At 38.4% G+C, this 24974-nt stretch carries 20 protein-coding genes; 17 read left to right on the top strand and 3 right to left on the bottom strand.

Translation table 11 applies throughout. The annotated features are described in order from the left end of the window. Positions 1–2: 2 nt before the first annotated feature. Both G626_RS0101885 and G626_RS0101890 read right to left on the bottom strand, forming a co-directional pair. Positions 3–449 (bottom strand): single-stranded DNA-binding protein, encoded by a 447-nt coding sequence (locus tag G626_RS0101885; RefSeq protein WP_022931097.1) that lies wholly within the window; start codon positions 447–449, stop codon positions 3–5. Between the two features lie 186 nt (positions 450–635). Beyond that, positions 636–2543: a hypothetical protein gene (locus tag G626_RS0101890; protein WP_022931098.1), complete on the bottom strand. Its 1908-nt coding sequence runs from the start codon at positions 2541–2543 to the stop codon at positions 636–638. Positions 2544–2715: 172 nt separating this feature from the next. On the opposite strand from G626_RS0101890, the gene G626_RS0101895 reads away from it, so the two are divergent. The 6 genes from G626_RS0101895 (at position 2716) to G626_RS0101920 (ending at position 7862) form a co-directional block, all read left to right on the top strand. Then, positions 2716–3051 (top strand): PadR family transcriptional regulator, encoded by a 336-nt coding sequence (locus G626_RS0101895; protein ID WP_022931099.1) that lies wholly within the window; start codon positions 2716–2718, stop codon positions 3049–3051. Between the two features lie 11 nt (positions 3052–3062). Then, complete coding sequence (locus G626_RS15035) at positions 3063–4100, top strand: permease prefix domain 1-containing protein (RefSeq protein WP_022931100.1); 1038 nt, start codon at positions 3063–3065, stop codon at positions 4098–4100. Between the two features lie 11 nt (positions 4101–4111). Next, a complete protein-coding gene (locus tag G626_RS0101905) occupies positions 4112–4867 on the top strand; it encodes a DUF4097 family beta strand repeat-containing protein (protein WP_022931101.1) in 756 nt (251 codons plus the stop codon). A 60-nt stretch (positions 4868–4927) separates the two neighbouring features. After that, the gene (locus G626_RS0101910) at positions 4928–6082 is read left to right on the top strand and encodes a pyridoxal phosphate-dependent aminotransferase (protein WP_022931102.1); all 1155 of its coding nucleotides are present in this window, start codon (positions 4928–4930) and stop codon (positions 6080–6082) included. A gap of 111 nt (positions 6083–6193) precedes the next feature. Beyond that, positions 6194–6886, top strand: coding sequence for a metallophosphoesterase family protein (locus G626_RS0101915; RefSeq protein ID WP_022931103.1), 693 nt, complete (start codon positions 6194–6196; stop codon positions 6884–6886). Positions 6887–6920: 34 nt separating this feature from the next. Beyond that, entirely contained in the window at positions 6921–7862 is a 942-nt protein-coding gene (locus G626_RS0101920) for a formylglycine-generating enzyme family protein (protein ID WP_022931104.1), read from the top strand. A gap of 74 nt (positions 7863–7936) precedes the next feature. On the opposite strand, the gene G626_RS0101925 is transcribed toward G626_RS0101920, so the two are convergent. Continuing rightward, positions 7937–8986 carry a magnesium transporter CorA family protein gene (locus tag G626_RS0101925; protein WP_022931105.1) on the bottom strand — a complete coding sequence of 350 codons (1050 nt, stop codon included), beginning with the start codon at positions 8984–8986 and terminating at the stop codon, positions 7937–7939. A 340-nt stretch (positions 8987–9326) separates the two neighbouring features. On the opposite strand from G626_RS0101925, the gene G626_RS0101930 reads away from it, so the two are divergent. From G626_RS0101930 to G626_RS18245, 11 genes are all read left to right on the top strand, one after another. Beyond that, a complete protein-coding gene (locus G626_RS0101930) occupies positions 9327–11348 on the top strand; it encodes a hypothetical protein (RefSeq protein WP_027726927.1) in 2022 nt (673 codons plus the stop codon). Further along, positions 11338–12753, top strand: a complete 1416-nt coding sequence (locus G626_RS17135) for a GspE/PulE family protein (protein WP_022931107.1) — start codon at positions 11338–11340, stop codon at positions 12751–12753. Before G626_RS0101930 ends, G626_RS17135 begins: the two co-directional genes overlap by 11 nt. Continuing rightward, positions 12725–13615, top strand: a complete 891-nt coding sequence (locus G626_RS0101940) for a type II secretion system F family protein (protein ID WP_022931108.1) — start codon at positions 12725–12727, stop codon at positions 13613–13615. Before G626_RS17135 ends, G626_RS0101940 begins: the two co-directional genes overlap by 29 nt. A gap of 24 nt (positions 13616–13639) precedes the next feature. After that, positions 13640–14140 (top strand): type II secretion system major pseudopilin GspG, encoded by a 501-nt coding sequence (gspG, locus tag G626_RS0101945; RefSeq protein WP_022931109.1) that lies wholly within the window; start codon positions 13640–13642, stop codon positions 14138–14140. A 153-nt stretch (positions 14141–14293) separates the two neighbouring features. Beyond that, positions 14294–14641 (top strand): hypothetical protein, encoded by a 348-nt coding sequence (locus tag G626_RS0101955; RefSeq protein WP_022931111.1) that lies wholly within the window; start codon positions 14294–14296, stop codon positions 14639–14641. Next, positions 14610–15866: a hypothetical protein gene (locus G626_RS0101960; RefSeq protein WP_022931112.1), complete on the top strand. Its 1257-nt coding sequence runs from the start codon at positions 14610–14612 to the stop codon at positions 15864–15866. Before G626_RS0101955 ends, G626_RS0101960 begins: the two co-directional genes overlap by 32 nt. Next, positions 15863–16471, top strand: a complete 609-nt coding sequence (locus tag G626_RS0101965) for a carboxypeptidase-like regulatory domain-containing protein (RefSeq protein WP_022931113.1) — start codon at positions 15863–15865, stop codon at positions 16469–16471. Before G626_RS0101960 ends, G626_RS0101965 begins: the two co-directional genes overlap by 4 nt. Further along, positions 16468–16923 (top strand): hypothetical protein, encoded by a 456-nt coding sequence (locus G626_RS0101970; protein WP_022931114.1) that lies wholly within the window; start codon positions 16468–16470, stop codon positions 16921–16923. Before G626_RS0101965 ends, G626_RS0101970 begins: the two co-directional genes overlap by 4 nt. Then, entirely contained in the window at positions 16901–18157 is a 1257-nt protein-coding gene (locus G626_RS0101975) for a clostripain-related cysteine peptidase (RefSeq protein ID WP_022931115.1), read from the top strand. Before G626_RS0101970 ends, G626_RS0101975 begins: the two co-directional genes overlap by 23 nt. Positions 18158–18171: 14 nt before the next feature. Further along, the gene (locus G626_RS0101980; protein WP_022931116.1) at positions 18172–24078 is read left to right on the top strand and encodes an RHS repeat-associated core domain-containing protein; all 5907 of its coding nucleotides are present in this window, start codon (positions 18172–18174) and stop codon (positions 24076–24078) included. After that, entirely contained in the window at positions 24059–24940 is an 882-nt protein-coding gene (locus G626_RS18245; protein ID WP_022931117.1) for an NADase-type glycan-binding domain-containing protein, read from the top strand. Before G626_RS0101980 ends, G626_RS18245 begins: the two co-directional genes overlap by 20 nt. The last annotated feature ends 34 nt before the right edge of the window (positions 24941–24974 follow it).

Here is a 24974-nt window from a genome sequence, read left to right on the forward strand (position 1 = left end):
TTTTAGAATACTGCCTCCTCTGCAGGAACCTTGACTTCTTCGGCCTTTGCTTCAACAGAGGCTTGAGGAGGAGTTGCTGCTGGTGTCTCTGTACTTTCTCCGGCCTGGGCTTCTGTCTTTTTCATAGGCTTGTATTCAATGTGCTCTGCAACAACGTAGATTCTGCTTGCAGTCTTACCGCTTTCGTCTTTCCAGGTGTCCTGCTTGAGTCTGCCTACAACGCGTACTCCGCGTCCCTTTGTTGCCTTTTTTCCGCACCATTCTGCAACCTGATTATAGGCTTCTACATCAAAAAAGGATGCTTCATTAACATCTTCATTTTTTCTGTTTTTGTAGTAGCGGCTAACACCCATAGTAAAATTACATTTCTTAAAACCTGGTGCCGGCTCCGAAAGTACAGCGTCGCGCACAAGATTTCCTTCCAAAATCAAAGAATTCAACTGGTTCATACTTCAACCTCTTTTAATAAAATTTTAAAATGATGTCCGGCCGGGGCAATCATCATACGGGCTCTAAATCCGTACACATATATAATTGCCCTGATATGTCATTTTTGACACTTTTTGAGAAAAAAAGTTTAAAAAAAGTGAAAAAAAGTCTAGATTCCCCGGTCAAGCCGGGGAATGACAGGTTTTTTACTGGAAATTGCTTACCAGACGCAGCATGTAAAGAATTACGTACTCTGTAAGAGCCTTGTCTTCCTTGATTTTCTGCATGTTAGGTGTGTTTACAAGAGTCTTAGCAAGGTTTTCTACACGCTCCTTTGTGAAGGACGTTGCAGAAAGAGTTTTTACGACACGTCTTGTATAATCTCGGATAAGAGAGTTTACATCCTCGGTAAGATTGTTGTAAGCCTCTTTAGAAATCATTTTGTTCCACTGCTTTGTAAGATAGTTTAATTCGCGGTCAATGGTTGAACCTTCCGGAACAAGGTCTTTTGCAATAGCCTTTGCATTAGATGCAAGTGCCTGAGTTTTAGACTGCTTTGGCGCTGAATCTGCTTTTTTCTCTTCTTCTTCAAAAGGATTTTTTTCAAGGGCAGCAGTGGTTTTAGAGGTTGCCCGTTTTTTGTCTTTGCTTCTTCCGTTGAAAAGGCTGATAATCCATGAAATAACAGGAAGGGTGTAGTAGAAAGGAAGACGGGATTTTGCATTTGCCAGAATTTTTGAATTCTTAAGCATGAGAAGATCGCTGTAAGGTAAAAGCTTTCCGTCTACAAAGAGTCTGAAGCCTTCGAGACTGTCTTCATCATGCTCATAAGAAAGAATTGTCATAAAGTTTGCATTCAAAAGTGCATAAAGAATAGGAGAGTTCTTTTCTACAAGCTCATGAAGACAGGCTTCGAACTCAGAAGCATTGGACATTTCCGGCAGACGTTCATAATCCATCATTACATCATACCAGTGGTCTTCCAGCTGCTTTTCGATAGAGTCATGGGCTTCGTTACAAAGACGCACAACAACCTGGCTTACCTTTTTCTTGTAAACGTAATAGCGGGTGCCTGATTCAACCTTAAATACCAGCAGCTGAGGAAGTTCGTTTGCTTCGCCGTCTGTTGTCATTTTCTGCAGGAACTCTTTAAGGTCGTCTTCGGTATACTGACCGTAGAGAAGGCGGCCGTTCTGATCCTGAAATTTGAGAATCTGAGGCATAGAGAAAAAGTAGGGAGACTTAGCCAGAGCGGATTCCAGTTCCTTTATTGCCTCTGAACGTTTGTGCTCGTTCTGGAATTTTTCTTTAAGATAAGAAGAGTGAGTTTCGAGAATCTGAACAGCCTGTAGAATATTTGTATCTTCTACAGTGCGGTCCTGGATTTTTTCGAAGTCCTGGCGGATATAGTAGAGCGCCTGATTCCAGATGTAATAATCTTCTCCATCCTGAAATTCAGCAAACTGATAGTTTTCTGTATCAACAAAGTGAGTGTAAAAATTCTTGATTGAAATCTCTTTTGTAGGGTTTGTACTTCTAAGCTTTTTTAAGAAGTAATCGTGGAATTCATCTTTCTTAAGAATCTTTCTAACCTTCTGCTGAGCTGTATCGAGCAGGACCTTAATTGGAACGCAGGCCGGAATAAGCATGGAAGGCAGGTCTCTTGCAAAATCCAGAATATAAAGCAGAGGCGATTTTGAATTGTCCTTTTCAATTATTGATGGAATGTACTGGCTGATAACCTTATGTTCAAGCACCTGATTTGGAAACTGTTTAGGCAAATCTGTAACCTGCGGATAAGGGGTAGATTCATTCTTCATCATATCTTTATAAAGATTTGCATATTTTGAAGAAAGAAAAGTTATGGAAACGATAGTCTTTTTATTGTTTGCATTAATTATAGCAACAAGGTGCTTTTCAGAAAGGCCCTGTAACTCTGCAACAACAGTGCCGGAAGGATCTCCAAGATATTTTACGAGCTCACTCTGCTCTTCTACATGGTGCTCTGCATATTTTTTTACATATGCACAGAACTCCTTGAGATCGATAAAAGGTGATTTTTGTTTCTCCGCATAATATCTGATTATTGCACTTAAATTAGATGTTGTTGCCATAGGAGTATTTTATACCATATGTGCGTTTTTTTAAAGGGATTTCCTTGACAGTAAATAAAATCTGCGTTATATTTTACTACGACAGACGTAGTACGACAGTCGTTGCAACGTCACATGAAGTAATTTGATTATTCAGTGGCCTGCCGGCTCAGCCTGTACTGCAGGAGGTTGTATGACAGCAATCAGTAGTGATGTTATACGCGGTTATAACGATACGATGATTTTGTTCTTACTCCACAAAAAGCCTTCCTACGGCTATGAAATTTCCAAGGATATTAAGGCCTTATCCCGGGAAAAATACATCATAAAGGAAACAACCCTTTATTCAGCCTTTACCCGTATGGAAGCAAACGGTTATGTAGAATCCTATTCGCAGGAAGCGGAAAATGGTAAGCGAAGAACCTACTACCGCATAACCGATAAAGGGCGGAGTTATTACAAGGAAAAGTGTGAAGAGTGGAACCTCACAAAAGAGGTTATTGAAAATTTTATAAGTAGAGATAATTAGAGGAGACAGTAATGGAAACAATTAAGAATTATCTGGAATCAATGTTCCGGGGCTTACCGCTTACAGATAAAGTAATGAAGGCAAAGTCAGAGCTTCTTCAGATGATGGAAGACAAATATACCGAGCTTATTCGCAGTGGTAAAACAGAAAATGAGGCTGTTGGAGAGGTTATTCAGAATTTTGGAAACCTTGAAGATTTAGCTGATGATCTTGGCATTCAGGATATTCTGCATCAGACAAAAAATCCGGAAATAAGCCGCAGAAAGCTTTCTTTTGAAGAAATCACAGAATATATTACAGCAAAAAAACGTGTAATTTTATTGAGAGCAGCAGGAATCTTTTTGTGCATCAACTGTGTAATATTCCCTATTCTTACAGATGCAATGCATATTAATGATATTATTGGCGTAGTTCTTATGTTTGTTGCAATTGGATTAGGCGTTGTTCTTATATGCTTTAGCTCAAGTGCCCTTGAACAGTGGCGTTATATCAAGAGTGAACCATGCAGTATAGATGCAGTTTCTATTGATTATCTGAAAAATAAAATCAGAGATTTTACACCTACTTACAGCGTGCTTTCTTCTGTTGGTGTTTTGTTGTGTATCCTCTGTTTTATTCCTGCAGTAATTTTTGATGAACTTGGCGGAAGGTTTATGGATGAGCTTGGCGGTGCATTGCTCTTTATTTTTGTAGGAAGCGGAGTATTTATGATGGTCTATGCAAAGCAGATAAAGAAAACTTACCACAGACTTTTGAATATTAATAATCAGATTGACTTTGAAATGGATGAAAAGAAGTCTATTGAAAAGATTCAAAACAAAAAGGTGCGTGCAATAATGAGTGCTTACTGGGCTGTAGTTACATGTATCTATCTGTGTGTAAGCTTCCTTACTTTCCGCTGGGAAATCACATGGCTTATCTGGCCAATCGCTGCTGCTGTGAACACAATCATCAGAGCTCTCTATACAGTAAATGATGGAGCAAAGAGAAATGAAAAAGCTTTTGAAAAAGAAACTGGAAAGAACGTAGAAAGAATTTATGAAGACTAGAGGTGAGTAAAATGAAAAAAACTGTATTATTAATCATTCTTTGTGTTATTACTGTATTTTGTATAATTATCGGGACAATCAGGAATGTTGGCAGGGGATTTAACCTTTTCAATAATTCTGTCATTAGTCTTGGAGAGGATGAACCTGAAGTTAATTTTAAATGGCATTGGCATTCTGACAATGATGGAAATAAAGAAAGTAATTTCTCTATCAATCAGAGTCTGGATAAGTTCTCTGCAATCAGAATTGATGGAAGTGTTATGGAGATTAGAGTTGAAGAAGGGGATAAATTTTATTTTGACAGTACCTTTACAAGAGACTGGCTGCGACCAAATGTTTCTGTGGAAAACGATACTCTTGTAATTAAGCAGGGAAGACAGAAGAACGGCTTTAAAGGTGGAAATAATAACTGCAGAATTGTTATTACACTTCCCAGTGGCACTAAGCTTTCTGATATTGTTATTGATTCCAATGTTGGTGATATAAAGCTCAGAAATCTTTTTGCAGAAAGGATTGATATCCAGACAAATGTTGGTGAAGTTTCTGTTCGTGATGTAAGCTTTGATAAACTTGAAGTTAATTCTAATGTCGGCGAAATTTCTATTGCCCCGGTTTACAGCATAGATGAATATTCAATTTCTGCTTCAACAGATGTAGGTGAAGTTCGCGTAGACGGTAAAAAGTACAAGCGTAACTACAATTCATCAGGCAGTACTGGCAAGAGAATTAAGCTCTCTGCAAATGTTGGTGAGGTTAATATAAAGTAGTTACGTTATTAAAGAAGCGTTGGAATTGAAATAAACCCGATAAAGGGTTAAAATGGATGTATGATAACTTCAAGTCGTGTAAAAAATCTACATCCATACGTTCCGGGCGAACAGCCTAAGGATCGTGTCTATATAAAGCTTAATGCTAATGAAAATCCATACGCGCCTTCTCCAAAAGTGCAGGAGGCCGTACTGGATTTCGTAAAAAATAATCCAGAAAAACTTGGTTTATATCCTGACCCGGATTCACTCGAGCTTCATGCAGCAATTGCAGATATGCTCAATAAGTGCGGCGGAGTTCTCTGCCGTGCACAGGTTCAGGGTGGCGAGGTACAGCCTGCCCCGGAAGATAAAATCCCATTCACAGTAACTCCTGATATGATTTACACAGGAAACGGAAGTGACGAGGTTTTGTCTTTTGTTTTCTATGCCTTTTTTGATTCTTCTAAAAAATTTGTAATGCCTCAGTTTACCTACAGTTTTTATCCGGTATATGCAGGCTACTATAATATTCCAATGGATCAGGTTCCGCTTAAGGAAGACTGGTCGCTTGATGTTGATGAAATGCTGACTCGTGCCGGCCGTAACGGTGGCGGAATAATTTTTGCAAATCCTAATGCACCAACCTCGCTTGGTTTGACTCGAGATGAAGTGCGCCAGATGATTAAAAAGTCTAGCCCAGACGAGATTTTTATTGTGGACGAAGCTTATGTTGATTTTGGCGGCGAGTCCTGCATTCCTCTCTTAGCTGAGTTTAAGAATCTTGTGATTGTAAGAACCTTCTCTAAGAGCCTTTGCGGCGCGGGGCAGAGACTCGGTTACATTGTTGCGAATCCGGAGCTGGTAAATATTGTTACAACTGTAAAGAACAGCGTAAATCATTTTCCGCTTGATGCAGTAGCACAGGTGAGTGGAACTGCTGCCTGCAGAGATGTGGCTTATTATGTGGAGACTTCAAGAAAGGTTGTCCAGACCCGTGATGATTTTTATAACTTTTTGCGCGATAAAGGGTTTTACGTATTAAAGAGCCAGACAAACTTTTTGTTTGCAAAACATCCGTCTATTGCTGGGGATGAATTGTATCAGAAAGTAAAGGCTCAGGGCCTTTTGATAAGACACTTTAACACACCGGGAATTGAAGATTTTGTGAGAATCACAGTTGGAACTGCTGAGCAGATGGAAGAACTGAAAAACTGTTTTAACAAGATAATATAACAATGTGGTTTCGATACGGCTTACAGCCTACTCAACCACCAGATAAACTGAATAATTACGGTGATTGAGTGATGCGCAGCATCGTATCGAAATCACCAGGAGACTAAAATTATGAAACTTTTAGTAATTAGTGACTTACATGCACACAACGATGTGCTGGATAAAATGGACGAGATTTTCAAGCAGGCTGATGCCGTAGTTTTTGGCGGCGACTTTGCTGAATGTTTTAAACCTGAAACTGGTAAGGAAGCCCTTGAGAGACTCTGCAAAAAGCACGATTCAATTTTTGCCGTTCTTGGTAACTGCGATAACGAAGATTTTCTTGAAGATCTGGAAGATGCCGACATCAGCGTAGAAAAGGCACTTGTGTTCCATGAAGGACTTGCATTTGCGGGAAGCGGCGGCGGAACAAAGTTTACCGGTAAAACTGAGTTTGAGCGCGAGGAAGATGAATGCCTTGCAGATTTTGATATTGTAAAAAACTCTGTAGAGCAGAGCGGGGATGGCAGCCTGTGGAAGAGTCTGATTCTTGTTAGTCATAATCCTCCGGTTGGAGAAAAGATTGACTCTTTTGACGGCGAACATCATGCGGGAAGCCAGAAGTTTACAGACTTCATTAAAGAGAATAAGCCGCTTGCTGTAGTTTGCGGTCATATTCACGAAGGTACAAATATTGAAAAAATTGGTGACACTGTAGTGATTAACCCCGGCAGCCTTGGTGAGGCCGGAACTTATGCCTGGCTGGAAGTAGAAAAAGACGGCGAGGGCTGGAAGGTAAAGAATACAGAGTTGTGTAAATTATAAGTCATTGCGAGGAGCAAGACGGAAGGAGGCGATGGTGAGAAAGAACTGTAAAAAAGCGATTTTTGTTTTATCCTCAATTTTGATGATGGCAGGCGGTTTTGCACAGTCTTCTTCTTTTTCACACATCAGCCTTGTTACCTTTAGAAATAATCTTACCTACACAATAGGAGAAGACACTCAGGCCTATACTGCCGAACGTGAGCTTGCTCCTTTTTCAATAAATAAATTCGAAACAACTTATACCCTCTGGCATTCGGTTCGCCTTAAGGCTGAAAAAATCGGTTACAATTTTGCAAACCCAGGACAGGGCGGTTCTAACGGCAAACGTGGTGCTGCTCCTACGGACGATAATTATGCGCAGCCGGTTACTATGATTAACTGGTATGATGCGGTGGTCTGGTGTAACGCTTTGAGTGAGCTGCGCGGGAGAACTCCATGTTATACATACAACGGAGAAGTAATCCGCGATTCTGCCGACACAGCGGCCTGCGATTTGTGTGAGTGCGACTGGGAAGGTAACGGCTACCGTTTGCCTAGTGAGGCAGAATGGGAGTATGCAGCCAGAAAGACACGCGTGGGCTTTCAGCGCGGCGACTTAGTGAGTGGTCAGGTTTCTGATGATGCCGAAGAAGGTTTACTCTATGCCTGGACCAGTGAGAATTCGGACAGCTCACATAACGTTGGAACTGCCGGTCTTCCTTTTGAACCTGGAGAACAAACTTACCCGGCCAGCGGTAATGCAAACGCTGCAGGCCTTTACGATATGAGCGGAAATGTAATTGAGTTCTGCTGGGACTGGTTTGAAGATTATACCTCTGATAATCCGCATGGACCTAAGGTTGGCTTTGAACGCGTTAGCCGCGGCGGCAGCTGGAGCGAGTACACAATGTTCCTCTATGCCGGCGACCGCTACAGCTACGATCCTAACGAATGCTACAACTATATGGGCTTTAGAATCTGCTGCAGTGCACGATAAGTGGTTTCGATACGCCCTGCGGGCTACTCAACCACCGGTGGTTGAGTGCCGCGAAGCGGTGTATCGAAACCACATTATTTAAGCTTCTTCTCTAACTTATGTAATTTCTTTGTCTCTGCGCGGACCGTGCGTTGCTGCTTGCGGTTCATTTTTTTTGCCTTACGGATGGCGCCTACAGTTTCACGGTTAAAATTGAGCATCCAGCTGCAGAGGAAAACTGAAACAAGACAGATTATAGTTGCAATGAGAACCGGCACGTAGCCCGGCAAATCATCAAACGGCAGTTTAAAGTTCATTCCAAAGAAGCTTGTTACAAAGGTTGGCGCCATCATTACCAGGTTGATGATTGCAAGCTTTTTCATTACAACGTTCAGGTTGTTTGAGATAACCGAAGAGTAAGCATCCATTACGCCAAAGAGAATGTTTGCGTAAGTGTCGGCCATTTCAATAGCCTGTCTGTTATCAATTGTAACGCCTTCAACAAAATCAAGGTCATCTTCATCAAACTTAATAAGACGGGTACTCTTCATTTTCATAAGGAGAAGAGAATTACTTTTAAGTGAAGTAGTAAAGTAAACCAGAGATTTTTCGAGTCCCAGCATGAGGATAATTTCTTTGTTTTCAACCTCAAGTCTCATTTCATTCTGAATGCTGGTAGAACGGCGGTTTATTTCCTTAAGGTAACGGAGGAAGTTTAAGTTTGCCCGGTTGATAATCTGTACGATGAATGAAGGGAAGTCGTTTAGTCTTACATTTCGTACTCGGTTTGAACCAAAGTCCTTGAGTACTTCGCAGTCTGTCCAGCAGATGGTGATGATGGTTTTTCCCTTGATGAGAATACCAACCGGTCCTGTGAAATATGGAGTTTCTGCGGACGGGTCATAAAAAGGAACTCGTACAATTGTAAGAATGTAGCCCGAGTCGCCGTCTTCGATACGCGAAAGCTCATCCGGGTCGAGAATGTCGAGAATGTGGTCCTGTTCTATCTGATATTCTTCCTGAAGAAAGGTTGTTTCATCTCTCGTAACACTGCGGGCATCTACCCAGAGCGGAAGCTTTGAGTTTATTTCTTCTTTTTTGGTCTTTGTAAACTGGCCGTCAATCTGCTGCCAATATGTAATCATGATTAACCTCTCATACTTTTGAGGCCTCTATGACTTTTGCGCGGGTAAATATTTTTAGAAGTGCTGAGTCAGGAGGCTGATTTTATTGATTAGAAAACGTATGGGGTAACTCGATCCACCGTCCATAAAGGCGCCTCCTGAATTAAAAGATGTTTATATTTTACTGCATTTTTTTAGAGCATTCAAGTGCGGGGGCTTTTTCAAAGAAATTTGCACTTTTTTTTAAATTTTTTTCCAAAATTTTGTCAAAAATGACATATCAAATCTACTTTATAGGTGGAGGTTAAAGATCTTGAGACGGACGGTTATGGGAGTGAAAAAGCAAATCAAGAGGGCTCTGATGATTCTCGGGGGTGCACTGGTTTTCTGTCATTTTGCGGTGGCGCAGGGGGCGGTGTACAGCTGGGATTTTTCGGATTGTGAGATTAAGGATATTTTGTTTGCGGTGTCGGTGGACACTGGGATTTCGATTGTGCCCGATGACACTGTCAGTGGTAAGGGTGATTTGAAGTTTGCAGGCGGGAACTTTGATCTGGCTTTTGAGGCTTTTTTGAAAACTAACAGATTGTTTGTGAAGCGCGAAGGCAGTGTTTGGACTGTGAGCAGGTGTAGTGTGTCTGTAGAAAATGGTTTGTATTTTCTTGAGGCTTATGATTTGCTTCCGGTGCAGATTGTGGAAAAACTGTCTGGTGTGATGAATAAGGTGGTGACATATGAGTCTCTGCCGGCGCAGAAAATTTCGGTTTGTTTCAGAGGTGTTAGTGAAGCAGCTCTGGTGGAGTGTCTGGCGAAAAGGTTTGGTGGTATTAACTTTGAGCAGGATGCGACTGGATATCATTTTGTGAAAAATAATTATCTGCAGAAAGGGAGTGATTTTAATAACCTTCGTGGTGAAAGTTTTTCGGGAATGGTAAAAATCGAAGTTCTGGAGAGTGGTTGTTTTTCTGTGGATGTGGAAGATTGCAGATTGTCGGCTGTTCTGGATAATCTGGGACATAAGGCGGGAAAAGAATTTTGTCTGCTGTCTGATGCGCAGTGTAAACTGCAGAGGTCTGTTTTTGTCGGTTCGGATTTCGAAGATACTCTGGAGATTCTTTGCGCTCAGTGTGGATTTGATTTTCTTGTTGAAAACGGAATCTATTACATCTTTGAAAATGCACAGGTTCGAAATGAGCTTGTGAGTGGAAAACGAAGCTGGCGTAAATTCACCCTGTGTTTTACAAAGTCTCAGGATTTTTTAACCTTCATTTTTAAGAGACTGGGTAAGCTGGAAACTATTTTACTTCCTGATGAGTATTCATTTTTGTGTTTTGCAAGTGAGAAGGAAGCTTCTGTGGTTGAGGATTTAATTTGCGAAGCAGACATAAAACAGTCTGTTTATATTGTGAATCTTAAGTATCTTAAACCTTCAGAATTTCTTGAACATTTGCCTCCTTCTGTTGACAGAACTGCTCTTTTTGTGGCAGATGATTCTTCACGTCTTTATTTCAGAGGAACTGAGGATGCTTACAAAAATCTTTGTCAGCAGATTGAAATATGCGACAGACCTGAAATCCGTTTAAGTTACGATCTCTTGATTTTGCAGTATGACGAAACTTTGCAAAATGACTGGGCATCCTCATTCGGGGTAAAGAGACTGGCTTTGGGAGACCGGAATGAAGTGTCTGCCATTCTGGGCTCTGTGATGGGACTCAATCTGAATGTTGTCAGCTCTTTTGGTTTGACCTTTGCAGCAGATTTACAGGCATCTATTGAAGAGAGTAAAACCAGGGTTTATGCAGATACAACTTTGCACGGTATTTCTGGCAGGGAGATTCATTTTCAAAATACAAATACCTATCGCTACAGAGATAACAATGTTGATCCTGAAACCGGAAAGCCTGTATATTCCGGGGTTACCAGGGAAATCGCTTCGGGAATTAAGCTTGATGTTTTGGGCTGGGTAAGCGGGGACGGGATGATAACCAGCAAGGTAACGGCCTCTGTTTCCCGTCAGGGGAATGATACTTCTGCTTCAACAGGTAATCCCCCTCCTACATCTGAAAAAATTGTTACAACAGAAGTCAGGGGGAAAAGCGGTGAGCCTCTTGTTTTGAGCGGGCTTGTTCAAACTGCTCATAGTGAACAGGAAAAAAGAAGTCCCTTAATTTCGAAAATTCCGGTGCTTGGAAATCTCTTCAAATCAAAAAATAAAACAGAAGAAAAAATGCAGATGGTGATTTATCTGGTGCCTCATGTTCAGGGAGAAAAGGCTGAAGAAATAAGCAGCACGTGTAGTAATGAAGATTACAAACGGCTTGAAGAAGGTTTATGGAATTTGTATTCGCATTATGAAAAAGAGGAGGTTTTGTATGAAGAGTAAATATGATTTTACGCTTACTCCAGCTTATTGTCTGTTTAATGGGGCTGCGGTTCTGGAGCAGGATGGAGCATATATAAAATTTCTTATTGAAAATAAAAATGATTCTTTGCTTTGTGGAAGACTTTCCAGGGCTTTTGAAAATCATGTATGGAATATAAGGCGTTTTAAGGATTGCCCTGAAGTATACAGGCGGCTTATAAAAATTGATTTTGAGAAAGCAAGCAGGGCTCAAATAAAAAACTGTATTCTTTCTCTTTATAAGGCTGATTCTGAAAAAAATAGTAGATCTGATAAAGTTGAATCCGCACAGACTGAACGTGAGGCTGCAGCTGTTCTTTTGCTTGATTCTATATTAAATGAAGCCCGGCTGCGAAAGGCAAGTGATATTCATATAGAAAATGCCAGTGTCAAACTGAGGGTCAATGGCGGCCTGGTAAAGCTGATGGAACTTCAAAGCGAAAAAAGCAGGGAATTGATTCAGAGAATAAAACTTCTTGCCGGATTAAATGTAATTGAAAAGAAAAAATGTCAGGATGGTAATTTCGTATACGGAAATAAGAATCCATTTTTTATACGGGTTTCTACTATGTCCGCAATAGGTGAGGTCAGGGAAAAATCCAGTGGCCTTATATCTTCTGTTGAGTCTCTTGTTATGAGAATTCTTGATACTTCAAGGATTCCGCTGGCACTTGGAGAACTCGGATTTAATAATCTTCAGCTGGAAAAAATCGGAGGAAATAAGGGTTTGTGTTCTCTCGCAAATGGTCTTCTTCTGGTGTGCGGACCTACCGGGGCTGGTAAATCTACAACTGCTGCGGCAATGCTGGTTGAAATGAGTAAACTAACTAACGGTAGTATGAAAATTTTAAGTCTGGAAGATCCTCCTGAATATGTTATTCCTGGTGTAACTCAAATAAAAATTGATGATGATAACAGTTTTACAGATGCCTTGAATCATATTTTTCGTCAGGATCCGGATGTAATTATGATAGGGGAGATTCGTGATGAAGAAAGTGCAGCTGCTGCATTAAGAGCCTCTTTGACCGGACATCTGGTGTTAGCAACCCTGCACTGCGGATCTGCTTCGGAGGCTTTCTTTCGTCTGGAAAACCTGGGAGTTGATAAAAGACTCTTGAGTCAGGTGCTTAAGGGAGTTATCTGTCAAAATCTGAATCCAATGGGTGGAAAAATGCGTCTTTATGCTGATGTTGCTCTTGCAGATGATTCATTCGGTGAAAAAGCATTTAAAGCCCTGTCTGGAGATCAGATAGAAAGTCTTTTGGAGCATTATACAAATTACAGCGAAATACTGAAGGAAACAATTGTTGAACTTAAGCATAGAAAGCAACTTCCATTTTATAACAGGAGGCGTGAAAATGCTGGAATTCACAAAGATGTTATATGAGCTTTTTGTTATTCAGGGAATTAATCTTTCAAAAAGCCTTTTGATAATGAGTTCAAAACCCAGGAAAAATGCCGTCAGCAGAACAGCAGGGTATATTTATTCTGCACTTGAGAATGGTTCATATTTTTCAAATGCATTAAAAAGTTGCAGTGAAATTAACTTTGATGATGTTTATGTTTCATTTATAAGTATTGCTGAAAAAAATGGAGATTTAAAAACTGCACTTTCGTATTTAAAAGAAAAAATCGAGCGTGAAAAAGAATGCAGAAAGAAGATTGCAGAAGCATCTGTTTATCCTTTTTTTGTAATTATTCTGGCAGTTACAGCAAGCATCTTTATAGGCCTTTATACAAGTACTGCAGATCTCTGGCTTTTAGCAAAATATGTATCAGCTTTAATTTTCATCAGTATTTTTATGTATCTGGCAGTTATAAAGATATTAAGTGAAAACACTCTTTATGAAGCTTTTTCGGCTGTTGATTTTCTTGTGACTCATGGAGTTGAGCTTTCTGAGGCAGTAGGCTGTGCTATTCAGATTGCAGGACCTTCAACAAAAACTGGAAAACTTTTTGAAAATGCAAGAGTAAATCTTTCTTATGGGATGGATTTACAAAGGGCTTTTAGTTGCAGAAATAAAGTCGGGGCACAGCTTTCTGAAGCTTTTTATTATGCAGATCTTGGTGGCAGTAAAAATGATTTGTTCGGAAAAATCGCTGCATATTTGAAATTAGAAAAAGATAAAAAAAGGATGATTTGTTTTTCCTTAATGGAACCTGTTTTTATTGTGATTACAGGTCTATTCATTCTTTCCATCATGATTACTTTTTTTATGCCACTGATAAATGAAATTGGATTTATATAAATCAAAAAACTATAAGGGGGAAATATGAATAAGCCAAAAAAAATCAGGAGGATTTGTTATGGTAACAAAAAACGAAAGGAAGCGGAAGGTTTTACCTATGTCGAAACTGTGGCTGTCATTGCGATCGGAGCCTTGCTTACGGCAGGGAGTGTATTCTCGGCATCAAAAGTTATTTCCGCCGCGCGAAAGACTGCTGCAAAAACACAGATTGAGCAGTACAGCAGCGCACTGCAAACTTACTTCCTTGACTGCGGACGCTTTCCAACAAGCGAACAGGGACTCAATGCTTTATGGGAAAAACCAGTTTTATATCCGATTCCGGAAAACTGGGATGGACCATACCTTGACCGTGAGCCCGGCAATGATCCGTGGGGAACCGATTATAAGTATCTCAGCTCTGAAAGTTCCATTATGCCGTCAGAGGTTCCTGAGAAACTGCCCTTTGTACTTATCTCATACGGACCAGATGGAAAAGAAGGCTTTGGCGAAAAAGGAGATTCAGATGACATCTGCTCATGGAAATAAAGTTCTGGTTGGGGCCGTTTGTATTTGTCTGGTTTCGTTAATGATTTTGTCGGCGAAAATCCTTTCATCCAGAAAAACAAAACTGCAATTATATGAAAAAAAATATTCAAATGCAGTGTATGCGCTGGAAGTTAAAAATCAGGAAGCAAAAAAATGAGACTGGTCCATATCATCTGTTATGCTTCTCTGCTTGCTTTATCTGCTTCTTTGTTCAGCACCGGCTTTTTTGAAACCAGGGAAATTGACAGGAGAATAGAAAAACTTTGTAAAAAAACTGATTCATTAATTTTTATTTCCAGAAGTTTTTGCAATTCCTGTGAAGGTAAGGGTTTTGAAAATCTGGATGAATGGAAGCAGGTTTGCTGCAGTATGTGGAATTTAACTGATATTAACTGGATTTATTTAGAAGATGAAGACAATGGACTTTTTTATGGGAACTGGAAAGGTCCTTATGGGAGTGGTGAAGTTTATGCAAAAAAGCAATGTGATAAAGAAAACTGATTTTGAGAAGTATGAACTTGTAATTCCTTTTATAAGTTTAACGGGAAAAAAATACAATCATTTTATTTGTTCAGAACTTGAAAAAAGGCATCCCTGTTTTTCTGATGAATTTGCTTTTGATTCCTTTGTAAAGAAAGTTACCAGAAAGGGGCTGACAGAAGAGGTTTATGTAATGAATAAATACAAGCTTGCAGAATATGAAAGCCGCAGGACTTTTCCGGGTCTTGGTTTTTATCTGGAAAATTTAAAACACAGGCGCAGATTTTTTGTTGAAAGAAAATGGAAACTGACTTTCTGGACCTTTTTTTTCTGTTTGTGTCTTGGACTTTCCGGGGCTATTGCTGGAAAGATTAAGGGGCAGAAAATTGCCGAAAAGACAGAAAATGATTCCTTAATTTCTCTTAGTGATTCTTCAGAAGGAGAAATTAAGGAAAAGGAAATGCTAACCCCTTTTTCAAAAACATTTTTTTCAGATGTAAATCAGGTTGATGGAAAAATAAGCAGATACGAATGGAGACTGGAAGAAAAAAAAGGCAATTGGTTTGAAACTGTTACGGCATCTCTTAAAGGGGTTTTTCCGGAAAATTTAAGCGGATATTCTGGCGGAGCTGTAAGTTATTCAAACGGACTTCCTGTTATGGAAATCTCTGTGGTAGAGAAAATCGGGGGACATGATTCAGAAAATCAGATTGTTTCAATTAATAATGACAAAATGCCTAACGCAGATTTTAATCAATTGCTAAGGAAAATAATTTCTGAAAATGAAGCTGTTCTGCTTAATGAAAAAGCTCCTCCCTATCATATTGAATTTCTTTGCAGTACTCAAAAAGAAAATCTGATACACAGAATTCTAAATGAAAGTGCTCTGCTTATTTCAAAAGACTTCCGAATGATTTCCAGCGTAAAAATTCAACAGACAGAAGAAGATAAAATTTTAATTGGCTTTTCAATAGAAGAAGATTCATCTTTATTTCCTGCTGATATGGTTTATATAAATCTTAATTCCATATCTGAATATCTGAAATTATTCATTGAAGAAAGTAAAAAAACAGTTCCTTTACAAACAAAGCAGGAGAAGGAAAATGAGTTTTCTTATAAAGAGCAGAAAGAAAAAGATAAAAAAATTGGAGAAATACGAAGACCGGATAATACGGCCAGTCTTTTTTTCAAAACAGAAGAAGGAAAAATAAAAACTGTAAATGCAATTCTTAAGGAGGATTTATGAAATTAAACATTGGTAAGTTGTGTCTGTTTTTCACAGGCGCTTTTATTTTCTTTTTATTATCATGTGCGTCAAAACCTCATTTTGAGGGGCAGGGTGATTTGTGTGGAATAATAATTGATGAAAATAATAAACCGGTAAAAGATTTTATTGTCTATTGTAAGGTTTCTGATAAAAAAGTTCCTGCAAAAAATCCCGGTCCTGTAAAAACAAATGAAAGTGGGCTCTTTGTAATTTATGGTGTTCCATCTGGTGACTACCTGCTCTCCGGCTCTAAAAATAATTATTTAAGTATAGATCCCGTTTTATATTCTTTTGAAGATCGGACAAGAATTATTTGTCTTCAAACGAGAAGTTATAAGTCTGCAATTTTAAGGGCAGAGGAACTTATTGGAATGGGACAGATAAAAGAAGCTGAGTCTTTAATCGCTAAAATTAACTGCGAGAAAGATTCCAGAGAAGAACTTTACATAAAGTTTTATCAGTTTCTTTTATCAGAAGATAAAGACAACAGAGTATCAATATTCAAAAATTTGAGAAAGAGTAATTTTCCAAATGATTCATTTTTTATGGATTTTACAAATAAACTTGAGGAGATGTTGAAATGAAAATTGTAAGAAGAAAAATATATCGAATTTTGCTTTTCATGATGTTTCTGATTCTTTTTGGAACTGGTTGTAAAACATATTCTCTTGAAAAAATACCTTATGTAATGACAGGTGATTTTGTAATGGAAGAAAGTTCAGCTGATTATTCAATTTGTGGTGTCGATTTTTTTCTATTAAATAAAAGTGAAAAAGAAATCAAAAGCCTTACTGTAGTTTTCTTTTTATTTGATAAAGATGGAGAGCCGGCTTTTGAGTGCCGGAGCAAAATATCAGCTCAAATAGAAAAAGATATATCTGCAGGAGAGGATTGCTCTTTTTGTATGAGTCTGGACAACTTTATGAATTCAATTCCTTCTGAATATCTGATAGTTGATTATCTTTATCTTTCAAAAATCGAATATCAGGATGGAAGTGTATGGGAGGATCCTTATGGGCTTGTCGCATTCAGATAAGAAAAATAATAAACATACATTCCTGGTCTTTATACTCTGTCTTATGTGTTTTTTCTCTGCTTGTTCTTTTAGTGATGATCCGGTCCTGATTACAGATCAGAAGGGAAATAAAAAAATGACTCTTATGATTTATATGGCAGCAGATAATGATCTCGAAAGTTATGCTCTGGCAAACTTGAAAGAAATTGAAAAGACGCTTATTCAGGAAGTAAATGTTCTGGTTTTACTCGACCGTTCCGAAGGTTACGATGAAACTTGTGGAAACTGGACTGATACCAGACTTTACGAAGTACTTCATGATGATGGTGGAAGCAGCTCAATTAATTCCAGAAGACTTGAATGTCCTGCTTTAGATTTGTCTTCTTCTGAAGCAACAGAGCTGGATATGTCAAATTCTTCTGTTCTTCAAAAGTTTATAGAGTTTGGAAAGTCTAAATACAAGTCTGAAAAATATGCTCTTATAATCTGGGGGCACGGTGGCGGCTGGAAGGCATTTGCAATCGATGACAGAAGTAAATCCTATATGAGTGTGAAGGAACTTGGAAATGCTGTTCGGAATCAGGGGCTTGATGTAATTGGCTTTGACACCTGTTTCGGAGGTGTTATTGAAAATATTTATGAACTTAAAGATTGCGCAGAGTTTACAGTAGGTTGTCCTGGAGTTAGTCCGAATAACGGATGGGATTATAAAAGTTTTTTTGAAATGCTTTCAGAAGGAGATTATTCTTCCAATAGTATTGCTTTTGCCATGAGCAAAAGTTCAAGAGCAGCAGCTTCTGTTTTTGAAAATAAAAAGGTATCAGAGCTTATGGCTTTATTTGAAAACTTTTGTAAGGAACTTTCGCTAAGCATTCAGAATGAAAATGACAGAAGACAAATTCTGGACTCTCTATTCGCATCAAAATCATACAGTTACACTCAGTATCCCTGCGATATGTTTCTTGACATAAGGGCAATGGCAGGTCTTTATACTTCCAGTGAAAATACTTTGCTCTCAGCAGCGGCGGTAAGACTTTCAACTGTTGCAAGTGATATATCCGCGACAGGTATAAGTCTTCATTTTATTCCGCTGGATTCTGCAAATATTATGGCTGTAAGGCATTCGGAAGATTATGTCAGGAATGAAAACAAAACAGATCAGTGTGCATTCATAAAAGAGAGCAGATGGTGGGTGCCAAGCCTTTCCGGAGATTCAGGAAGCCTACTTGATAAATTATTTTATACGATTTTTTAAGGGAGGAAACATAAATGAAAAAGATATTTATTTCTATACTTTCCATATTTTTATTATTCAACTTCGCTCTTTATTCGGAGGCAATGGTGCCAGGAGAGTTTCTTCCGGAAAGCAGCAAAGAAGAGGATCCGCCGCCGCCACCACCTCCTCCATCTTATAAAAATGATATTGATAGCGAAGAAGGAAAAACTGCTGCGGTAGAAAAGAGTGACGGTGAGGTTGGTGATGCCGGAGATGCGTCTGGCGAAACAAATGAAACTGTAGCGGGAATAAATGCTAATCAGCAAGAAATAGCTGAAGAAGAAGCAGAGGGTGAAAAAGAACAGCAGAAAAATCTTGTCGAAGTAAATGACAAAAAAGATAAGAAAAATTCTGAAAAAAAGGGTGATCCTGTGAGAATAAGCAGCGGTTACTATGAACAGACGGAAACAGATTTTTCATGCGGAAATGGAGTATCGTTTGAGCTGAAAAGGCAGTATGAATCAGATAATAAAATTGTATCCAGCTTCGGCTATGGCTGGAAAACAAATCTTGATGAAAGGATAATCCTTGGAATTGATGCGAATGTGGCAGATATAGAACAGAAGCTTGTTGATTACTGCCAGAGTATATTGAATGGTATATCTCACCTCGAAGCAAAGTATGCGGAAATTTACGGAGTAAGCAGTATTTATTCAGCAAAGACAGAACTTGATTCAAGAATCTCAAGCTGTGCCAGTAACTACAGTGATGCAGATGGAATTGTTACAAGGCTTACAACTCTTGAGCCAAGTGTAGCAATCGATACAGAAAAAAAACAGATATCAAATGCAATAAGCAATGCTAAAACTGTCCGTAGTAAAATAAGCAGTAAGAAGGGCAGACTGGAAGCAGCAAAGAACAGTGTGGATGGAAACCTTGCAGTAATTGCAGACTTGAGAAACCGTTATGATGCGGCTGTAAAGGCACTGGAAGAATTCAGAAAAAAGATAGAAGAAATAAAGGTGCGTAAAAAGCGTAATGCAAAGGCAATGTTCTCCGGCATGGAAAAGGCCTTTGAAGAAACCGGTCTTAATACAGTCATTGTGATTGATGCAGAAGGTTTTCCTCATATTCTTTATGAAAATAAAGATAAAACAGGGTGGAGCAGTTCTTCAGAAAACAATTATATAAAATGTATGCCTTATGGTAACGGCCTACGACTTTATGAAGCTGACGGGCATGTAAAAGATTTTGATAGTCTTGGTTTTCTTGTAAAAATTACAGATAGAAATGGAAACAATCTTGTTATTCATCGTGATGAAAGTGAGCAGATTGAAAGTGCAGAAAGTTCTTATGGTGAACATTTTAATTTTGAGTATAAGAATGGATTTATAAGCAAAGTTGTAAATATTCGCTCGCCGAATCAGAAATCAGAATATACTTACAACGGAAAACGGCTGGTTTCTGTAACGGACATAGATGGCGATACTGTCAGTATGGAATATAACGAAGGCGGTAGACTTACGGCCTTGAATAAGTGTGACGGCAGCAGTGTAAGTTTTTCGTATAATGAGCAGACTTCTGATGGAAAAATTCTTGCAACCGCTACTACAAATGAAGAAGGTTTCAGTGAATATTTTGAATATAATATAAGCAGCAGACATACAATTTACATAGATCATGACGGAAACAAAACTTCTTACTGGTATGATGACAGACACAGAACAGTAAGGGAAGAGTGTCCGGATGGTAGTGTGATTAAATATGAATATGCAGATGATTCAAATCCAGTCAGTATAAGTGAAAATGGAAACCTTGTACGCTACGGTTATGATGGTCGGGGAAATCTGATTTGGGCTTCATACGAAGATGGTAGCCGCGAATACTGGACTTACGACACTTTTGGACTTGTAACGTCATATACAGACAGAGACGGAGTTCAGGAAGAATGTCTCCGCGATGAAAAGGGAAATGAGATTGAATATCGCAGGGGAGGGGAGACTGTTTACAGTCGCAGCTACGATTTAAAGGGGCAGGTAATAAGGCAGACAATTTACAGCGGAAATCCTGTTGTTACAGATTATGAATATGATGATTTTGGAAATGTTCGTGTTGAAAATTGCGGTGGAGTAAAAAAAGAATATGAATATGATGAACAAAATCGAGTTACTGAAATAAAAGTTTCTGGAAAAACTTTGACGGAATATGAATATGACAAACATAAAATTATTCAGAAGAAATATAATGGCTTGGAATCTGTTTACTTTACAAATGGACGAAAAGACCTTGTGAAGATAACACAGAAAGACTCTGTTACGGGTGTAGTTCACGAGACTCGTCTTGAATATGACAGACGCCATCTTCCTGTCAGATTTTATATCGGAGACGGTGAGACAGAAGAACTTGTTCGCTCATATTCGTATACTCAGGAAGGAAAACTGCACTCAGAAATAATGCATGGTGAAGAAAGCTGGATAAAAGTCTACGAATATAAAAACGGGCAGATAAGCGAATACAAATTATTTAAAACTGCAACAGACCTTACGGTGGTTGAGTCCGTGCAAAGCGCAGGTATCGAGAGCACCGCTAAACACGCTAATATTTATATCCAGAAGATAAATTATTCACATGACTCCCACAACCGAAAGAAACTCACAGTTACAGATGCTCTTGGAATCCAGAATCTGTTTGAATACGACAGTTATGGTAATCTTATAAAGGTTACAGACGGCATCGGCGAAGTGTGTCAAAAGTCTTATACCAGGGCAGGACGCCTTAGTGGTGAGCAGTCTTCCTATGGTGGCTGGTATGAATATGTCTGGGGAAATAATGGTCTGAATTCACAGGCGGGTGAAAAGAATAAGGCAGCGCTTAGTGTGGAATATTTTCCAGATGGAAGTAAAAAGGTACAGACTGACCGTTATGGAAAAACAGTTTATTACACTTATGATTTTCGGGGCCGGCTTGAATCTGAGAAGGGGGATGTATGCAAAGTCTGGTATCAGTATGATGATTTTGACAGACTTGAGAGACAGGTTGTTGGTGAAAGTCAGTCTGTGTCGGGGGCAGTTTATTATGTACAATTTGATTATTCAGAAGATGGAAGAAGTGTTACTGTAACTGAAGGCGGAAAATACAAAACTGTTTATGAACTGGATGCTTTTGGAAATATTATAAAGCAAATAAACGATAATACAAACGAACGTTCGTTAGTATATGATGCACAGAATCAACTTATTGAATCTTATGATGGATATGGAAACAAAAGCTCATACGAATATAATGCACTGGGGCAGGTGAGCAGACAGATATTAGCAGATGGAGCCGAAATAAAATATCATTACAATTATATGGGTTTGCCTGTTAGCGTAACAGACTCTTATGGAATTGTTTACGAAGCGTCTTATGATAAAGCAGGTCGTCTGATAAAAGAACGTAACCGTGCTGACGTTGAGAAATCGTATGAATACGATAAGGCGGGACGCGTTACCCGAATTCTCTGCGGTGGTGAAGTTTTAGAATCTTACACCTACTCAGCAAACTCAAGGACAGTCATTGTAAAAGATGGAAGGGGTGAAAACTATATCTATAACTATGATGATTTCGGAAGGCTTACTAATGAGAGAAACCGTAACTCTCTGGAACAGAATTATTTTTATGACGATGACGGAAAACTAAAATCAAAACAGACTTTCGACGGCTCTACCATAACAATCAACTGGTCAGGCGATAGAACTATCTATACAATATATTATGACGATGGTAGTGAAAATCGCTTCGTTTACGATATGCTTGGAAATATTCTGGAATCCGAAAATTGCTATGGTAAAAGCATCTACCGATATGATCAGGGGGGTAGACTTGTTTATCAGAAAGAATTAAGTACAGATGAAGAAATTAGTTTTGATTATGATCAGGCCGGAAATAGAATAAAGTTATCCAGTACAAATATGGAAACAAAATATGTATATGGAAAAAATAATGAAATAAAAGAAATTTTTGACAATAAGCAGCGTATAAGTATAAAATTAGAATACGATAAAAACGGAAGGGAAGTATTGAGAAGATTCGGAAACGGAACATACGAAGAAACTCTTTATGATAAAGCAGGCCGTGTCACTGTAAAAATGCAGAAATCGGCACGAGGTGATCTGCTCTGGGGAGAGGGCTATGCTTACGCTGAAGATGGAAAACGTATGGCGACTGTTGATAATCAATGCAGAATAACCTTCTATGAATATAACAAAACAGGTCGACTTGAAACTGTTTATTATCCATATACACAGGATTTGGAAGATTGTCAAAAAAAAGAAGCGGAAATTAACGGACTTATAACAGGTACTGCTTCCAGAGAAAATCGATTTATTAGCAGCGAAGAAAAATCAATCTTCAGTCAGCTGCTAAATTCAATGCAATATGGACTTTCTTATCATCTGCCTTCCCTGCATATTTTATTAAAAGAATCATATAAGTACGATAAAAACGGAAACCGTGTGGAAAAACAAATTCCATATGGAAAAATTGAATACACTTATGACAAAGAAAACTGCCTGCTGACAAGCGGTTCAAATGGACAAGCTTTTATTACATATTCATATGATTCCCTTGGCAATCTTATTAAGGAAGAAAGTAAAGAAAAAACTGTCAGATATGCGTATAACTCCCAAAGCAGAATGATTTTCTGCGAGGTAGCAGATAAATCTAAAAAAGAATATGTTCAGACAATTTTTGCCTATGATGCATTTGGACGTCGTGTTAGTGTAAAGGATAAAGATCAGGTTGCAGTCGGAACTCTTTATGATGGACTTACTTTTGATGTGATAAAGCAGAGTCCTGTTTTTGAAAACGGAGTCTTTACCGACTCAAAAGAAAGCGGTATTAAGTTTGAAAAAACAGGCAGACCAACAGGCGATCGTTACCGTTTTATCAGTGATAATGATTTGCACGATGGAAACCGGTATCTGTATTTAGATGAAAGTGCAGATAAAACCGTAAACTCTCGTTACCGGGGAGAGAGACTTTTCTTTTCTGCAAATGGAAGTCTCGGCGCACAGGTAACCACAGATTTCGGAAGCGAATATTTTTCAACTGATCTTCTAGGCAGCATCTCCTGCATCACAGACTCTTACGGGGATTCAAAATCTCAATACACTTACGATGTCTTTGGTAATCTTATCCAGGGTAATTTCACCGCCTCCGCAGATTTCGGTTACCTCAGCAAGCAGCACGACTCCACCGCCAGCCTCTACAACTACGGCTACCGCGACTATCAGCCCCAAACCTCCCGCTTCACCACCCCCGACCCAATCCGCGACGGAAGTAACTGGTTTGCTTATTGTAATGGAGATCCGGTAAATTTTATAGATCCTGATGGATTCTTCTATTATACCGCAAATGGTCAAAAATCAATCAATGATTATAAGCGGACAACTGTAACTATATTGCGTAACGATGATGGATTAGGAAATGAATTTAATTCTATTCGAATTATAAAAAAGACTGATGCGTATGGGAATTCTGAGTATTATACAGATGTTGTTGGGGCAAACTGTAGAGATAAGTATTATAAAGAAAACTTTAATACTACAACGCCTGATGGTGTTTATTATTTAACTTCAAAGAATCTGATTAAACAGGATGATGGTACTTATGATTCAAAAAATTATAAAAATGTTCTTGCACTGGCTACTAGTGATAAAAGTCTTACAAAGCAACAAAGAGATACTGTGAATATAGGAGACCGTTATTTTCATGCAAATCAGAAAAAAGATAGTGCTATTTATACAGATAATAAAACACCCGAAAGTGCTGGCTGTATAATTGGAGAAGGGGGGCAAGAGCATCATGATGAAATGATGGAATTCTTATTGGATAGTGTTGAAAATCCAGAATCAATTACAGTAATTATCAAGTCAATTTCAAATATTGAGGATGTGAAAAATGAAAAAAAAGATTTTTAATGTGATTTTTCTAGTTGTCGGAAGCTTATTGTATGGACAGAATTATACCTTGAATGGAGAGTATCGTTTTACAGTATATTCAGGCTTAGCTAGGATAGACATCGCAGATAAGAATATAATGTATGTACCTTTAGATGATGATAAAGAAAATGTCCAAGATATTTTTAAGATTACTCATATATCTCAAATGCCTTTCATTCAATTAAATAATTCCTTTCCTAAAGAGTATACAAAGGATTATATTTATAATGAAAAGAATGATCTAATAACAGATAATAAAATTCTTTTTCTTTCTGGAAAAACAAAAATAAATGGATATGATAATATAATTCTGCTTACCACAACAAAAGGGTTTGATAAAGAATCGTCTTGTACAGAGTCTTTGATAAGTGAAAAGGTTCAGATCTATAAAGATTGTTCTTCATACTTGAAGGAAAAGAATGTAGATTATCCAGTTACCAATTTATGTGAGTTAGCTATTGATTCTCCATGGGTAGAAGCTGTACAAGGAGATGGTAAAGGTGAAGGTTTTACATTAGTTAATAGTTGGGGAGTTATTTATTCGTATATTTTGTTAATGAATGGCTATATTTCCTACAATAAACCATATCTTTACAAGCAAAATAATCGTATAAAGAAAATCAAAGTAACAGGCCTAAAATCAGGAAAATCACAAATCCTTGATGTTCTCGATACTCCACATCCTCAGACCGTAGACATATCTTTTATTACCGAAGCTGAAGATGTTCGTGTAGAAATTGCAGATGTATATAAAGGAACTAAATACGATGATACTTGTCTGCATTATTGTATAACTTTTAATGAGCCTGTCATTCCGTATGAAGACTCAATAGAAAAATGATATCTTGACTATCAAATTTCTTTTTTCTAAATTT

Origin of the sequence: Treponema bryantii NK4A124 (genome assembly GCF_000421345.1) — a bacterium.
Classification (GTDB): Bacteria; Spirochaetota; Spirochaetia; order Treponematales; family Treponemataceae; genus Treponema_D; species Treponema_D bryantii_B.

Excerpts from the sequence above, each read along its gene's own strand:
- G626_RS0101895 (WP_022931099.1), top strand. The coding sequence starts at position 2,716 with ATGACAGCAATCAGTAGTGATGTTATACGCGGTTATAACGATACGATG.
- G626_RS0101915 (WP_022931103.1), top strand. The coding sequence starts at position 6,194 with ATGAAACTTTTAGTAATTAGTGACTTACATGCACACAACGATGTGCTG.
- G626_RS0101955 (WP_022931111.1), top strand. The coding sequence starts at position 14,294 with ATGAGACTGGTCCATATCATCTGTTATGCTTCTCTGCTTGCTTTATCT.
- gspG (WP_022931109.1), top strand. The coding sequence starts at position 13,640 with ATGAATAAGCCAAAAAAAATCAGGAGGATTTGTTATGGTAACAAAAAA.
- G626_RS17135 (WP_022931107.1), top strand. The coding sequence starts at position 11,338 with ATGAAGAGTAAATATGATTTTACGCTTACTCCAGCTTATTGTCTGTTT.
- G626_RS0101930 (WP_027726927.1), top strand. The coding sequence starts at position 9,327 with ATGATTCTCGGGGGTGCACTGGTTTTCTGTCATTTTGCGGTGGCGCAG.
- G626_RS18245 (WP_022931117.1), top strand. The coding sequence starts at position 24,059 with ATGAAAAAAAAGATTTTTAATGTGATTTTTCTAGTTGTCGGAAGCTTA.
- G626_RS0101940 (WP_022931108.1), top strand. The coding sequence starts at position 12,725 with ATGCTGGAATTCACAAAGATGTTATATGAGCTTTTTGTTATTCAGGGA.
- G626_RS0101925 (WP_022931105.1), bottom strand. The coding sequence starts at position 8,986 with ATGATTACATATTGGCAGCAGATTGACGGCCAGTTTACAAAGACCAAA.
- G626_RS15035 (WP_022931100.1), top strand. The coding sequence starts at position 3,063 with ATGGAAACAATTAAGAATTATCTGGAATCAATGTTCCGGGGCTTACCG.
- G626_RS0101890 (WP_022931098.1), bottom strand. The coding sequence starts at position 2,543 with ATGGCAACAACATCTAATTTAAGTGCAATAATCAGATATTATGCGGAG.
- G626_RS0101905 (WP_022931101.1), top strand. The coding sequence starts at position 4,112 with ATGAAAAAAACTGTATTATTAATCATTCTTTGTGTTATTACTGTATTT.
- G626_RS0101965 (WP_022931113.1), top strand. The coding sequence starts at position 15,863 with ATGAAATTAAACATTGGTAAGTTGTGTCTGTTTTTCACAGGCGCTTTT.
- G626_RS0101885 (WP_022931097.1), bottom strand. The coding sequence starts at position 449 with ATGAACCAGTTGAATTCTTTGATTTTGGAAGGAAATCTTGTGCGCGAC.
- G626_RS0101980 (WP_022931116.1), top strand. The coding sequence starts at position 18,172 with ATGAAAAAGATATTTATTTCTATACTTTCCATATTTTTATTATTCAAC.
- G626_RS0101975 (WP_022931115.1), top strand. The coding sequence starts at position 16,901 with ATGGGCTTGTCGCATTCAGATAAGAAAAATAATAAACATACATTCCTG.
- G626_RS0101910 (WP_022931102.1), top strand. The coding sequence starts at position 4,928 with ATGATAACTTCAAGTCGTGTAAAAAATCTACATCCATACGTTCCGGGC.
- G626_RS0101960 (WP_022931112.1), top strand. The coding sequence starts at position 14,610 with ATGCAAAAAAGCAATGTGATAAAGAAAACTGATTTTGAGAAGTATGAA.
- G626_RS0101970 (WP_022931114.1), top strand. The coding sequence starts at position 16,468 with ATGAAAATTGTAAGAAGAAAAATATATCGAATTTTGCTTTTCATGATG.